This is a genomic window from Marinobacter sp. C2H3 (genome assembly GCF_037080155.1).
In the GTDB taxonomy this organism is placed as follows: Bacteria; Pseudomonadota; Gammaproteobacteria; order Pseudomonadales; family Oleiphilaceae; genus Marinobacter.
The window spans coordinates 49,171-62,401 of the sequence record NZ_JBBBNZ010000001.1 but is presented as its reverse complement, the minus strand read 5'-3'; the positions used below and the strand labels follow the sequence as shown (position 1 = coordinate 62,401).

Here is a 13,231-nt window from a genome sequence, read left to right as displayed (position 1 = left end):
TGGCGCCGGCGGAGCCAGCGCCACGGGCCTCAGTGATGAAAACGCAGGTCCAGGGTAAAGGGAAATTCCCGCTGTTCCGGCACCGGCCGCCGGGGCTGCGCACCGCCGTGGTGGCCCATCCGGAAAAACCGGGCCATGCGTCGGCTTTCCGCTTCGAAGGCGTTCACCGGGCGGGTCTCGAAACTGCGGCCACCCGGATGGCTGACGTGATACTCACAGCCCCCCAGGCTGCGCTCGTTCCAGGTGTCCACCACATCGAACACCAGCGGCCCATCCACGCCCAGGGTCGGATGCAGGCACTGGGCCGGCTGCCAGGCCCGATAGCGCACGCCGGCGACACTTTCCCCGACCATGCCGGTGGGCTGCATGGGCAGGGGCACCTGGTTGCAGGTGATCTGGTAGCGGTCCGGCGCCGCGCCCCGCAGGCGCACCTGCAGGCGCTCCAGGGACGAGTCCACGTAGCGCGCGGTGCCGCCGATGGCGCCGTGCTCACCGGTCACGTGCCAGGGCTCCAGGGCGTTGCGCAGCTCCAGCTGCAGGCCGCGAACCTGATAGTCCCCGATGCGCGGGAAACGGAACTCGAAGTGCGGCGCAAACCAGGCGTCATCCAGGGCCAGGCCGTGGTCGGCGAGGTCCGCCAGCACGTCCCGGAAATCCTGCCAGACAAAGTGCGGCAGCAGGAACCGGTCGTGCAGCTCGGTGCCCCAGCGGACCAGCCGGTCGGGGGTATAGGGTGTCTCCCAGAAGCGGGCGATGAGGGCGCGCAGCAGCAGTTGCTGGGTCAGGCTCATGCGGGCGTGGGGTGGCATTTCGAAGGCCCGCAGTTCCAGCAGCCCCAGGCGGCCGGTCGGACCATCCGGGGAATAGAGTTTGTCGATGCAAAACTCCGCCCGGTGGGTATTGCCGGTCATGTCGGTAAGGAGGTCCCGGAACAGCCGGTCCACCAGCCAGGGGGCGCAGTCACCACCCGGCGGGCATTGCCGGTCCAGCTCCTTGAACGCCAGTTCCATCTCGAAGACGTGGTCGTTGCGGGCCTCATCGATCCGGGGCGCCTGGGAGCTGGGGCCGATGAACAGCCCCGAAAACAGGTACGACAGGCTCGGGTGGTTGTGCCAGAACGCCACCAGGCTGCGCAGCAGGTCCGGCCGGCGCAGGAAGGGCGAATCGTCCGCATGGGCGGCGCCCAGGACCATGTGGTTACCACCACCGGTGCCCACATGGCGGCCATCGACCATGAATTTTTCCGGGGTCAGCCGGCATTCATGGGCATCCGCGTACAGCGCCTCGGTCTGCGCCACCAACGCCTCCCAGGACGATACCGGCTGCACGTTAACCTCCACCACCCCCGGGTCCGGGGTGATGCGCAGGTTCGTGATCCGGGGATCGCGGGGCGGCTCGTAGCCTTCCAGGGACACCGGCTGGCCCAGGGCCGCGGCGGTCGCTTCTACCTGGGCAACCAGCTCCAGGTAAGGTTCAAGCTCCGCCATCGGCGGCATGAACACGTTCAGCACGCCATCCCGGGGCTCGACGCACAGGGCGGTGCGCACAATGTCCGGCGCCGACTCACCGGGCTCTGGCGGTTGCGCGGGGCCCATTGCGGGTACCGCGCGCCGACCCTCACTGCCGGCCGGGGGCAGTGGCTCCCGGGGGGCAAAGGGATCCGGGCTGTGAATCCATGGGTAGTCGGTCTCCACCACCCAGGGCTGGCTGTCCAGGGGCAGCCGGTAGCCCATGGGTGAGCCGCCCGGCACGAGGTAGCAGCGCTCGCTGCGCAGGAACCAGGGGCCGGTCACCCAGCCGTCGTCGTCCTCGGCCACCGCAATGGGCAACACGTAGCCGGTGGGCCGGTCCAGGCCACGGCTGTAGATGGCCTGTAACTGTTGGCGTTCCAGCGGGTTGTCCAGACGCGAATCAAACGGGTCGACGTTGACCGGCAGGCGACGTTCCCGCCAAAGGTAGTAAAAGGCGTCCTCGTAGGCGGGAAACAGCTGCGCCGGGTCAAGGCCCAGGCGTCCGGCCAGGTGGTGCAAAAAACGCTCAGCCCGGGCCGCGTCGTCGGCGCCCTCACCCGCGCCTTTGTCCGCCTTTGCTCCGGTGCCGGCCCCGTCGTCGATCCAGCGGTCGTCCTGCCAGATCGGCTCGCCGTCCCGGCGCCAGAACAGGTTCAGAGACCAGCGCGGCAACGGCTCACCCGGGTACCACTTGCCTTGGCCAAAGTGAGCCAGCCCGCCGGCGCCGTAGCGCGCTTTCATTTTATGGTAGAGCGCCAGGGCCCGGCGCCGCTTGGTCGGCCCCATGGCCTCGGTGTTCCACTCCGGCTCATCACGGCCATCGATCGCCACGAACGTCGGCTCGCCCCCCTGGGTCAGTCGCACGTCCAGTTCGGACAGGCGCTGGTCGACCTGATGGCCCAGGTCCAGAACCGCCTGCCACTGTCGCTCGGTGTAGGGTTTGGTCACCCGGGGCGCTTCCCAGATGCGGGTCACGCTCATCTGGTGCTCAAACTCGACCTCGGCCTCATCCACGGCCCCGGTAATCGGCGCCGCTGACGACGGCTCGGGGCTGCACGCCAGGGGAATATGCCCTTCGCCGGCAAACAGGCCGGAGGTGGGGTCCAGCCCTACCCAGCCGGCGCCTGGCAGGTAGACCTCACACCAGGCGTGCAGATCGGTGAAATCCTGCTCGGGGCCCGAGGGGCCGTCCAGGGCTTTCTGGTCGGCGGTCAGTTGAATCAGGTAGCCGGACACAAACCGGGCCGCCAGCCCCAGATGCCGCAGGGTCTGCACCAGAAGCCAGGCGGAATCCCGGCACGATCCGGAACCGTTTTCGAGGGTTTCCTCCGGGGTCTGTACCCCTGGCTCCATGCGAATGAGATAGTCCACCCGTTCGCACACCTGCTGGTTCAACGCCACCAGGTAGTCGACGCTGGGTCGCTCGCTGCAGTCGAGCGTCGCCAGCCACGCCCGGAACACGGGGGTCTCCGGCAGCCGATGCAGATACGGGGCAAGCTCCACCAACTGCCAGTCCTCGTACTCGAAGGGGCAGGTTTCCGCGTGGGGTTCGAGAAAGAAATCGAAGGGGTTGATCACTGCCATCTCGGCAACCAGATCCACGGTGATGCACAGCTCCCGGGTTTTCTCCGGGAACACCAGCCGCGCCAGGTAGTTGGCCTGGGGGTCCTGCTGCCAGTTGATGAAATGGCCCGCCGGGGTCACCTTCAGGGAGTAGCTGAGGATGCGGGTCCGGGAATGCGGGCAGGGCCGCAGCCGGACAACCTGCGGACCCAGGTTCACCGGCCGATCGTAGCGATAGCGGGTGGTGTGGTTCAGGGCAACGTGGATGGACATAACAGGGACTCCCTCCGATCACCGGAGTGGTGGGCTCAGGCGGCGTGGGTTACCGGGAACCAGTTGTCGACGATGTCCTGGTGCAGCTCACCGATTTCCAGCTGCAGGCTCTCCAGGAACGGAATTACCTGGTTCTTGCGAATCAGCCCGTCCACGTCCGCGTCCCGGGTGTGGCGCACCGCCTGCAGCGCCGTGCGCAGGGGCAGCTCGTTCCGGGGCAGCCGCTCCAGCGCGCTGGCCACTTCCGTCAGGCTGTGCAGCACGGAGCGGGGAAACGGATCATTCTGGAGCAGAAACCGCAGCACCGCCGGCCCGTTCACGCGCCGGCGGACGTTTTGGCGGTACATCTGGAACGCGCTCTGGTAGCGCAGCACGCTGGTCCACAGCAGGCCGCCATAGGGTTCCGTGGGATCAAATCCCTCCAGCAACTGGAGCGCCCCCACTTCAATCTGCCGGGTGGCCATGTCGGCCCGTTCCAGGTTGCGGCCCACCCGAATGAAGTCGTAGCCGGCGTCGTGGCTCATGCAGCCGGCCAACAGGCCGGTGAGCATCTGGCAGCGCTCCACCACGCTGGACAGAAACTCGTAGCGGGACCGCTTTGCCAGCCCGGCATCCAGGTTGTCCTTCACAAACAGGAACAGCTCGTTGATGACTTCCCAGGCCTCCGTGGGCACCTGGTCCCGGGTCGTCCGGACGTTTTCCCGGGTCGCCCACAGGCAGGCGTGGATGGAACTGGGGTTGTAGGTATCGGCGATCAGGAACTTCACGCAGTTGCGTTCATCTTCCCGCTGGTAGTGTTCGTCAAAAATCGACTGCATGCCGGTGACCGCCACCAGCCCGCGCCAGGACAGCCGCTCGTGCCGGGGCATGTCCAGGGTCATGGAATTGAACGCCAGGAGCATGCGCGCCGTGTTCTCGGCCCGCTCCAGGTACCGTGACATCCAGTAAAGCCGTTCTGCTACGCGTGAAAGCACGTCAGTTCTCCCCATCCACAATCCAGGTGTCCTTGCTGCCTCCGCCCTGGGAGGAATTCACCACCAGCGAGCCCTTGCGCATGGCCACCCGGGTCAGGCCGCCGGCGGTCACGTAGGTGCGCACCCCCTGCAGCACGAACGGCCGCAGGTCCAGGTGCCGGGGCTCAAGGCCGCCGTCGCACAGGGTCGGCGCCACCGACAGGGCCAGCGTCGGCTGGGCGATGTAGTTGCGCGGGTTCTTCTTGATCAGCGCGGCAAACTCGGTGCGCTGCTTCTTGGTGGAGTGCGGCCCCACCAGCATGCCGTAGCCGCCGGACTCGTTCGCGGGCTTGACCACCAGTTCGTCCAGGTGCTCCAGCACGTACTCCCGGTCCTGCTTGTTCACGCACATCCAGGTGGGCACGTTGGGAATGATCGGCTCCTCATCCAGGTAATAGCGGATCATGTCCGGCACGTAGGTGTAGATCACCTTGTCGTCCGCCACCCCCGCGCCGGGCGCGTTGGCCAGCCCGACATTGCCGCTGCGCCAGGCCCGCATCAGCCCGGGCACCCCGAGCATGGAGTCCTCACGGAACACCTCCGGATCGAGGAAGTCGTCGTCGATGCGCCGGTAAATCACATCCACCCGCTCCAGCCCTTCGATGGTGCGCATGTACACGCAGTCGTCGTCGCCCACCACCAGGTCGGCCCCTTCCACCAGTTCGGCGCCCATGCGCTGGGCCAGGTAGGAGTGCTCGAAGTAGGCCGAGTTGAAGATGCCCGGAGTGAGCACCGCGATCTTCGGGTGGTCCTGGGGCCGGGGTGAAATGGACGCCAGCATGTCGAACAGCTGGTTGGTGTAGTCGTCCACCGGCAGGATGCTGGTGTTCTCGAACAGCTCCGGAAACACCCGCTTGGTCAATTGCCGGTTCTCCAGCATGTAGGAGACGCCGGAGGGCACCCGGAGATTGTCTTCCAGCACGTAGACCGTGCCGTCCGCATCCCGCACCAGGTCCGAGCCGCAGATATGGGCCCAGACACCCAGCGGCGGGGTAAAGCCCCGGCACTGTTCGCGGAAGTTCTTGGAGTTGGCGAACACGTACTTGGGAATCACCTTGTCCTTGACGATATTCTGGTCGTTGTAGATGTCGTTGATGAACATATTGAGCGCGGTCAGGCGCTGGGCCAGGCCCTGCTCGATGGTGGTCCATTCGCTCAGGGGAATGACCCGGGGAATGATGTCGAACGGCCAGGCCCGGTCGATGTTCTCGCCCTCGCTGTAGATGGTGAAACTGACGCCCATTTCCAGGATTGCCAGCTCGGCCGCCTGCTGGCGCGACTGGATTTCCTCCGAGTCGAGCCCGGCCAGGTACTCGGTGATGGCATGGGAAACGGGACGCGGCTGGTTCGGTCCCGCCACCATTTCGTCAAAGAACGCGCCCGGATCGTAGCTCTTCCAGTCGATCGGCTGGTTTTTTTTCATGGTGTTGTTCGTCCTTCTCTGTCGCCGGTCTTCGCCGGCCTTGCCTATCCGCTTTGATGGATGAGGTCGTGCACCAGATGCAGCTTGTCGATCGCCGGGCCCGCCAGCACAAACGGGTAGGCATCGTCGTGGCCCATGCTGCGGTTGAGGCTGTTCAGCGCCTGGGTCAGGGGCAGCCAGCGGGCAATCAGGGCATCGAACGGCATGGCGGTGTAGGGGTCAAAACTCTCCGACGGGGACGGCCCCGCTTCATCCCGCACGTCGATGGTCAGGCCGAACTGCCACGCGGTTTCCAGCGTGTCGACCATATGCAGGTAATGTGCCCAGGTTTCCGCCCAGTCTTCCCAGGGGTGGCTGGCCGCGTAAGCGCTGACGAAGGCCTGCGGCCAGTCCGGCGGCGGCCCGTTGCGATAGTATCGGTCCAGGGCACTGGCGTAATCCTGGCGGTCGTCCCCGAATCGCCAGCGGATATCGTCCAGCCAGGGGCCGTTTGGGATCAGACGGTCCCAGTAGTAGTGCCCGGATTCATGCCGGAAATGCCCCAGCACGGTGCGGTAGGGCTCGTCCATCTGATCACGCAGGCGTTCGCGCTCCACCGGGTCGGCTTCCGCCACGTTGATGGTGATGCGCCCGCCGGCATGGCCGGTCAACACCCGCCCGCGCTCGCTGAAGCTCGCCGGCTGGTCCGCCAGGAAATCAAAGGTCAGGCCGTCAACGCCGTTGGCGGCGTTGCAGGGCAGATTCAGGCGCAGCAGGGAATACAGCAGCCGGCGCTTGGCCGTTTCAAGACGGTTCCACCGGTCCCGGTGGCCGGGCTGGGAAAGATCGGGGATGGTCCGGTTCAGCCGGCAGGCGGCACACAGGGCATCGGGGGCAGTGGCGGGTACCAGCCAGTTGCAGGCATCGTGCCGCACGCCGTTGTCGCAGCGCCGGAAGCGGTCGCCCGAGCGCAGGTCCTGCCAGACCGTGCCACCTTGCCCAACCTGAGCCGGCTCTCGTTCAAGGGCCAGCAGCGCCATACGATCGGGGCAGAAGCCAAGCTCAGCCTGGCATCGGGTGCAACGGGTATTCTCGAAATAAAGGCGCTGAGCGCAGCGGCTGCAGTGGAAGAGCTTCATCAGGGACCCCTGGCCCGGAATGACATCGCGTCCTATCAGTATTGGCGATGCCCACCAAAACGCAAATGGGTCCCGGAAGAATCAGCCGCTGCGACAGCTCCGGAACAGGTTCAGATCCGGCGTCCGGGCGCTGGTCTTCACGTTCATCATGGCCAGCAGGGAGGAGAACAGGGCGTCGTGGCTGGTGGGCTTCTGCGCTTCTCTCGCCAGGCACGCCCGGTCGAGGTTGTTGGCCCAGGCGAAGCCATCGGAGAACCACATCACCATGGGTACGTGGGTCTGCTCATCCGGCGCGATCATGTAGGGAATGCCGTGCAGGTAAAGCCCGTTCTCCCCCAGGGATTCGCCGTGGTCGGACACATACACCAGCGCCGTGTTGTACTGGTCGGACAGGGACTTGAGCAGCTTCACCGCCTTGCCCAGGGTGTCGTCGGTCACCCGGATGCTGTTGTCGTAGGCGTTGATGATCGTCTGCAAATCGCAGCTTTGCAGCTCGTTGCTGCGGCACTCGGGCTTGAACGCTTTCTCCGAGGGCTGGCTGCGTTTGTAGTATTCCGGCCCGTGGCTGCCCATTTCGTGCAGCACGATGAACCGATCCTCCGGCGCCTTGCCCGCCAGCCGCTTGCGCACCGAGGTGACCAGCGCCTCGTCGTGGCAGTCGCCGTCGGCACACAGCGCGGGATCGTCCGGCTTGTCGTGGGGAATGCGGTTGCACATGTCCTTGCAGCCGGACTGGTTGTCCAGCCAGAGGGTATCGATGCCGGCGCGGGCCATGATGTCCAGGAGGTTATCGCTGTTCTTGGCGTCCACTTCGTCGTAGTTGTCCCGGGTGGTCCAGGAGAACATGCAGGGTACTGAGAACGCCGTGGCGGTGCCGCAGGAAGACGTCTTCGGGAAGTTCACCAGCCCCGAATCCGGCTCGCTGGCCAGGCGGCTCAGCTCGGGCGTGGTGTCCCGGGGATAGCCGTTGATGGCGAAATGGTCCGCCCGGGCGGTTTCCCCCAGCACGAACAGCACCAGGTTGGGTTTGCCCCGCTCGGCCACGGTCGGGCTCACGGCGGCGTCCTCGCCCACCGTGCGGAACGGCGGCGTCTCGGAGGCCACCGCCTTGCCCGCCAGCCCCGCCAGGGCCGACACGCCGCTAACCGGTACCACCAGGTCTTTGATGTCCCGGTGGTTGCGGAAGGTGGAGGCCATTTCGTCGTAGCTGGTCAGCGCCAGCCCGAGCACCAGCACCAGATCCAGCGCCAGCGGAATCAGCCACACTCCCAGCTGTCGGAAGCCCCGGGGCCAGCGCACCTGGATGCGCCACAGGATGGCCACGGGGAGAACGAAATACAGCAGGCCGTGCCAGAGCATGGACACGTTGAGCAGGCCAGCCACTTCGCCGGCGTCGGTCTCCATGGCGTTCTGCAGCATGTCCCGATCGATCAGCACGCCGTAGGCGTTCATGAAGTAGGTGCTGGCGGCGCCGGCCAGAAACAGGAAGACGAGCACCGGCTTCAGGGCAAAGCGCACGGAGAACAGGCCAATGATGAAGTGATTCACCAGCAGCAACAGCACCACCAGCTTGATCATCAACAGGGGCTGGTCAAAGCCGATGTAGTCCTGGATGGCGTGGTAGAACGGTGCGTTGTAGAAGGCGGTGAACATCAGCGCCGCCATCAGCACCAGCCACTGGGGCTTCAGGGAAAACGCATGCCCGCGAGAGGCGGCGTCGGAACGATCAGAAGTAAAAGCCATGGTCCTGCTATGAGTCCGTCTGCATTTGGCTGGGGAGTCTATCGGTTTCCAATTAACCGAACCTTAAGGTTACCGTTTCTGCCGGCCCCCGGGCGGGACGCGTTCAGGGCCATCAGGAGGGCGGATCGGCAAAAAACGCCTTCACCTGCTTCGCCTGGTTCTGGCCGTCCCGGTATCCGAGTTCGATCAGCTTGCGGCAGAACGCGGGCTCAAACAGCAGGTAGCTGGCCAGGTTGCCACTGCCATTGCCGGTGCCGTGGGCGCTGGCTTCGTGGTCACCGGTCAGGGTCCGCAGCACCGACGGCAGCGCCCCCAGGTGCGGCGCCGCCAGCTCGTCGATGGGCTCGGACGGGGAAATTTCCAGGATATCCACCGGGTGCAGGTCGAGGTTGGCCTCCGCCAGCCGTTCCGGCGGTATCAGCGCCAGCAACTGGTTGATCACCTGGGTGCGCTCGATGTCGTACTCCAGGGTGTCCAGGAACATGCCGTTGAACACCTGCCCCAGGATCTGGCTCATGGAGGGAACCGTGTCCTGCCGGTGGCGCTTCGGCGGTGTGCTCTGGTTGGCGCTGACGCCAATCACCAGCACTCTTCGGGCACCGAGGCGCAGGGCCGGGCTGATGTGGGCCATCTGCCGGGTAACGCCATCGCCGAAATACTCCCGGTGAATGCGCACCGGCGGAAACAGGGTGGGAATCGCTGAGGACGCCAACACGTGGTCCACCGTCAGCTCGGTGCGGGTACCGGCCCGCTGGCCCTGGCTCCAGCTGGTGATGTCGTCCCGGCCCTGGAAAAAGCACAGGTTGCGCCCGGTACCGTAGCCGCAGGCGTTCAGACCCACCGCATCGATGTGTCCCGCCTCCAGGGTCGCCTTGATGCGGGGAAAATCGATTTCCCGCTCCAGCAGTTTGCGCAGGGGACGGTTGTCCAGGAACGACACCGGACCACCCTCGGACGGCCGGCTCAGCATGTGCCGGGCGATGCCGGTCACGTTGCGCATCATGCTGAACGGGTCGGACCGGAACACCTGGTCCATGGTCAGATCGGACCAGAGCGCCTCCAGGTGATCAATGCTGTGGCGGAAGCGGCCCTGGCTGCCCGCCACTGCCATGGCGTTGATGGCCCCGGCCGAGGTACCCACGATCACCTGGAACGGGTATTCCCAGGCCGGGTACATGTCCGCGATGGCCCGCAGTACGCCCACCTGGTAGGCGGCGCGGGCGCCGCCACCGGTGAGCACTACACCGGTACTGGTCATTGGCTGGTGTTCCCCCATGTCGATGCGAGTGATCTGTTCAGCATAGACCGTCCCGGCAGGGGCCGTCAGGTGGGGCTTGCCAGAGGCCGATCGCCAAGGCAAAAAAAAGCCGCAGCCCGGCAGGCGCTGCGGCACAGTGGGAAGGTCCCCCCTCCGATCACAACCTGTTGGCGCCAGCCTCGCCGGCGCCGGTAAACCTCACAACGGTGTCCGTCAGTAAAGGGTGGACAGCGACTTCTTGGCGAACGGCGCCAGATCATCCAGGCGGCCGTCCCGCACCTTGGTCAGCCATTCCGGGTCCTGCAGCAGGGCCCGGCCAACCGCAATCAGCTCGAACTCATGCCGATTCATGCGCTCCACCAGCTCGTCAATGCCGGCCTTTTCCACCGCCTCTTTCTTGCTGGCGAAGGTACCGCTGATAAAGTCTTCGGTCAGGCCCACGCTGCCCACGGACATGGTGGGTACGCCGGTCAGTTTCTGGGTCCAGCCCGCCAGATTCAGATCCGAGCCCTCAAACTCCGGCTCCCAGAAACGGCGGGTGGAGGCGTGGAAAATATCCACACCGGCGTCCACCAGCGGCTTGAGAAACGCCGCCAACTCGTCCGGGGTGTTCGCCAGACGGGCCTCGTAATCCTGCTGCTTCCACTGGGAGAACCGCAGCATGATGGGGAAATCCGGGCCCACCCGGTGGCGGACTTCCTCAACGATTTCCACCACGAACCGCAGCCGGTTCTCCATGCTGCCGCCGTACTCGTCGTCCCGCTGGTTGGTGCCTTCCCACAGGAACTGGTCCAGCAGGTAGCCGTGGGCGCCGTGGATTTCCACCCCGTCAAAGCCCAGGGCCTTGGCGTCCTGGGCCGCATCGCCGAACGCGGTGATCACGTCCTGGATGTCCTCTTTGGTCATCGCCTTGCCGTTGGGCTTGCCCGGCGCAAACAGGCCGGACGGGCTGTAGCCCGGTACGGTCGGATTCGGCTCGGTGCCTTCCTGGCGCACCGCGCCCACGTGCCAGAGCTGAGGGAAGATAGCGCCGCCGGCCTCATGCACCGCATCCACCACCTTTTTCCAGCCGGCCAGGGCGTCATCGCCGTGAAAATGGGGCACGTCCGGGTAGGCGCTGGCGGCCGGGTGATTCACGGTCGTGCCTTCGGTGATGATCAGGCCGATGCCGGCTTCCGCCCGGCGCCGGTAGTAGTCTTCCACGTTCTCGCCGGGCACGCCGCCCGGGGAGAATTTGCGGGTCATGGGCGCCATCGCCACACGGTTGCGGAGCTTGAGGTGGTTCAGTTCAAACGGCTCAAACATCGGACCGAGGTTCATGCTCATGACGGTAGGACTCCCTAATCTGGTTTCGTTATGCAACCCTATTCAATCTGGTTTTATGATGCAACCCTTTTAGGTACACTTCCGGACATGGCCAGAAAACGTTTTGACGATTCCCAATGCTCCGTCGCCCGCGCCCTCAACGAAGTGGGCGACTGGTGGTCCCTCCGGATTGTGCTGCACGCCATGTACGGCACCCGTCGGTTTGTCGATTTCCAGCAACAGCTTGGCATCGCCCGCAACATCCTGTGCGACCGGCTGGCAAAGCTGGTGGATAACGGCGTACTGAAGAAAGTGGACGTGGGTGAGCACGGGTCCCGGTTTGAGTACCGGCTGACCGACAAGGGCCGGGATCTGTTCCCGGTGGTGATTGCCCTGCGCCAGTGGGGGGATAAGTGGAATCCGGCGGAGCCATCGGCACCGCTGGATCTGCGGGACCGGGCCACCGGCCGGCCGATCCGGCCGGTGGCGGTTCAGGACGCGGACGGCCAGGCATTGACCATCCGCGACGTGTTCCTGCCGGAATCACCGGCCGGCGCCAACGGCACCGATCCGACTTGATTCCGGCGTGTTCCGTTAGCCTTGCCGGCTGGCGGAACGGCCACCGGAACGCCCGCCCGGGCGGCCGGATGAACGGGCGGCCGGGCGGCCGGCGCCGTTGTTACCACCACTGTTGTTACCACCACGACTGTTACCGCCGCTGGCGGAACGTCCGGCCGGGCGACGACGCGCCTTGGACGGATCGGCTTTCGCACGGGGTTTGTCGGGCAGCCGGTTGGTCGGCTCGAAGCCGTCCACCTGGGTGCGCGGCAGCGTCTTCTTGATCAGCTTCTCAATGCCCGCCAGCAGCTTGCCTTCGTCCGCGCTGACCAGGGACAGGGCCACGCCCCGCTCACCTGCCCGGCCGGTCCGGCCGATCCGGTGCACGTAGTCCTCCGGCACGTTCGGCAGCTCGAAGTTCACCACCCGGGGCAGTTGCTTGATGTCCAGGCCGCGGGCCGCGATGTCGGTGGCCACCAGCACCCGCACGGCGCCGTCCTTGAATTCCGCCAGCGCGCGGGTCCGGGCGCCCTGGGATTTGTTGCCGTGGATGGCGGCAGCGGTGATGCCGTCCTTCTCCAGCTTCTGGCTCAGACGGTTGGCCCCGTGCTTGGTGCGGGTGAACACCAGCACCTGGTCCCAGTTCTCGTCCCGCACCAGCTTGCTCAGCAGCGCGCTCTTCTGGCTCTGATCCACCGGGTAAACGGACTGGTTGACCGTCTCGGCGGTGGTGTTCCGGGCGGCCACTTCCACCTGTACCGGGTTGTTCAGCAGGCCTTCGGCCAGGGTGCGGATCTCGCTGGAGAAGGTGGCGGAGAACAGCAGGTTCTGGCGCTTGGCCGGCAGCAGGGCCAGGATTTTCTTGATGTCCCGGATAAAGCCCATGTCCAGCATGCGGTCGGCTTCGTCCAGCACCAGGATTTCCACTTCGTTGAAGCGCACGGCGTTCTGCTGATAGAGGTCCATCAGCCGGCCCGGTGTCGCCACCAGCACGTCCAGGCCCTTGCGCAGCTTCATCATCTGCGGGTTGATCTTGACGCCACCGAACACCACGGCGGACTTGGTGGGCAGGTACTTGCTGTACAGGGCGACGCTGTCGTGCACCTGCGCGGCCAGTTCCCGGGTCGGGGTCAGAATCAGCGCCCGCGGGCCCTTGCCGGTGCGCGGGTTGGCGCCCAGGCGCTGGAGCAGCGGCAGGGTAAAGCCGGCGGTCTTGCCGGTGCCGGTCTGGGCGGCGGCCATCACATCCTTGCCGGACAGGACCGCGGGAATGGCCTGGAGCTGGATGGGAGACGGGGTTTCATAACCCTGGTCGGCGGTGGCACGAACCAGTTGCTCGGATAAGCCGAGGGAAGAAAAACTCATAGTGTGAAAACTCTTGATTAGATCTGCCTCCACGAACACCGGCGATCGGCGAATGCGGGCAGAAGCCATGACAACTCATGGAAAAATGACGACTACGGTCT

Annotated in this window: 9 protein-coding genes; 1 reads left to right on the top strand and 8 read right to left on the bottom strand. The window is 65.5% G+C overall.

Annotated elements, in window-relative coordinates; genetic code table 11:
* Positions 1-29: 29 nt before the first annotated feature.
* The 7 genes from V3388_RS00250 to V3388_RS00220 form a co-directional block, all read right to left on the bottom strand.
* Positions 30-3,347 (bottom strand): transglutaminase family protein, encoded by a 3,318-nt coding sequence (locus V3388_RS00250; protein ID WP_336365512.1) that lies wholly within the window; start codon positions 3,345-3,347, stop codon positions 30-32.
* Between the two features lie 35 nt (positions 3,348-3,382).
* Positions 3,383-4,321 carry an alpha-E domain-containing protein gene (locus V3388_RS00245; RefSeq protein WP_336365511.1) on the bottom strand — a complete coding sequence of 313 codons (939 nt, stop codon included), beginning with the start codon at positions 4,319-4,321 and terminating at the stop codon, positions 3,383-3,385.
* Position 4,322: 1 nt separating this feature from the next.
* On the bottom strand, positions 4,323-5,783 hold the full coding sequence (locus V3388_RS00240; RefSeq protein WP_336365510.1) for a circularly permuted type 2 ATP-grasp protein: 1,461 nt from the start codon (positions 5,781-5,783) through the stop codon (positions 4,323-4,325).
* 44 nt (positions 5,784-5,827) lie between these two features.
* Positions 5,828-6,901: a zinc-binding metallopeptidase family protein gene (locus V3388_RS00235; RefSeq protein WP_336365509.1), complete on the bottom strand. Its 1,074-nt coding sequence runs from the start codon at positions 6,899-6,901 to the stop codon at positions 5,828-5,830.
* An 81-nt stretch (positions 6,902-6,982) separates the two neighbouring features.
* Positions 6,983-8,644 (bottom strand): phosphoethanolamine transferase, encoded by a 1,662-nt coding sequence (locus tag V3388_RS00230; protein ID WP_336365508.1) that lies wholly within the window; start codon positions 8,642-8,644, stop codon positions 6,983-6,985.
* 112 nt (positions 8,645-8,756) lie between these two features.
* A complete protein-coding gene (locus V3388_RS00225; protein ID WP_336365507.1) occupies positions 8,757-9,902 on the bottom strand; it encodes a patatin-like phospholipase family protein in 1,146 nt (381 codons plus the stop codon).
* Positions 9,903-10,115: 213 nt separating this feature from the next.
* Entirely contained in the window at positions 10,116-11,228 is a 1,113-nt protein-coding gene (locus V3388_RS00220) for an NADH:flavin oxidoreductase (RefSeq protein ID WP_336365506.1), read from the bottom strand.
* Between the two features lie 87 nt (positions 11,229-11,315).
* On the opposite strand from V3388_RS00220, the gene V3388_RS00215 reads away from it, so the two are divergent.
* Entirely contained in the window at positions 11,316-11,786 is a 471-nt protein-coding gene (locus V3388_RS00215) for a winged helix-turn-helix transcriptional regulator (RefSeq protein ID WP_336365505.1), read from the top strand.
* Between the two features lie 15 nt (positions 11,787-11,801).
* On the opposite strand, the gene V3388_RS00210 is transcribed toward V3388_RS00215, so the two are convergent.
* Entirely contained in the window at positions 11,802-13,130 is a 1,329-nt protein-coding gene (locus tag V3388_RS00210) for a DEAD/DEAH box helicase (RefSeq protein ID WP_336365504.1), read from the bottom strand.
* Between the last annotated feature and the right edge of the window lie 101 nt (positions 13,131-13,231).

What these genes read in the sequence shown, in the direction of transcription:
- V3388_RS00250 (WP_336365512.1), bottom strand. Translation starts at nt 3,347, where the DNA reads ATGTCCATCCACGTTGCCCTGAACCACACCACCCGCTATCGCTACGAT.
- V3388_RS00240 (WP_336365510.1), bottom strand. Translation starts at nt 5,783, where the DNA reads ATGAAAAAAAACCAGCCGATCGACTGGAAGAGCTACGATCCGGGCGCG.
- V3388_RS00235 (WP_336365509.1), bottom strand. Translation starts at nt 6,901, where the DNA reads ATGAAGCTCTTCCACTGCAGCCGCTGCGCTCAGCGCCTTTATTTCGAG.
- V3388_RS00230 (WP_336365508.1), bottom strand. Translation starts at nt 8,644, where the DNA reads ATGGCTTTTACTTCTGATCGTTCCGACGCCGCCTCTCGCGGGCATGCG.
- V3388_RS00225 (WP_336365507.1), bottom strand. Translation starts at nt 9,902, where the DNA reads ATGACCAGTACCGGTGTAGTGCTCACCGGTGGCGGCGCCCGCGCCGCC.
- V3388_RS00220 (WP_336365506.1), bottom strand. Translation starts at nt 11,228, where the DNA reads ATGAGCATGAACCTCGGTCCGATGTTTGAGCCGTTTGAACTGAACCAC.
- V3388_RS00215 (WP_336365505.1), top strand. Translation starts at nt 11,316, where the DNA reads ATGGCCAGAAAACGTTTTGACGATTCCCAATGCTCCGTCGCCCGCGCC.
- V3388_RS00210 (WP_336365504.1), bottom strand. Translation starts at nt 13,130, where the DNA reads ATGAGTTTTTCTTCCCTCGGCTTATCCGAGCAACTGGTTCGTGCCACC.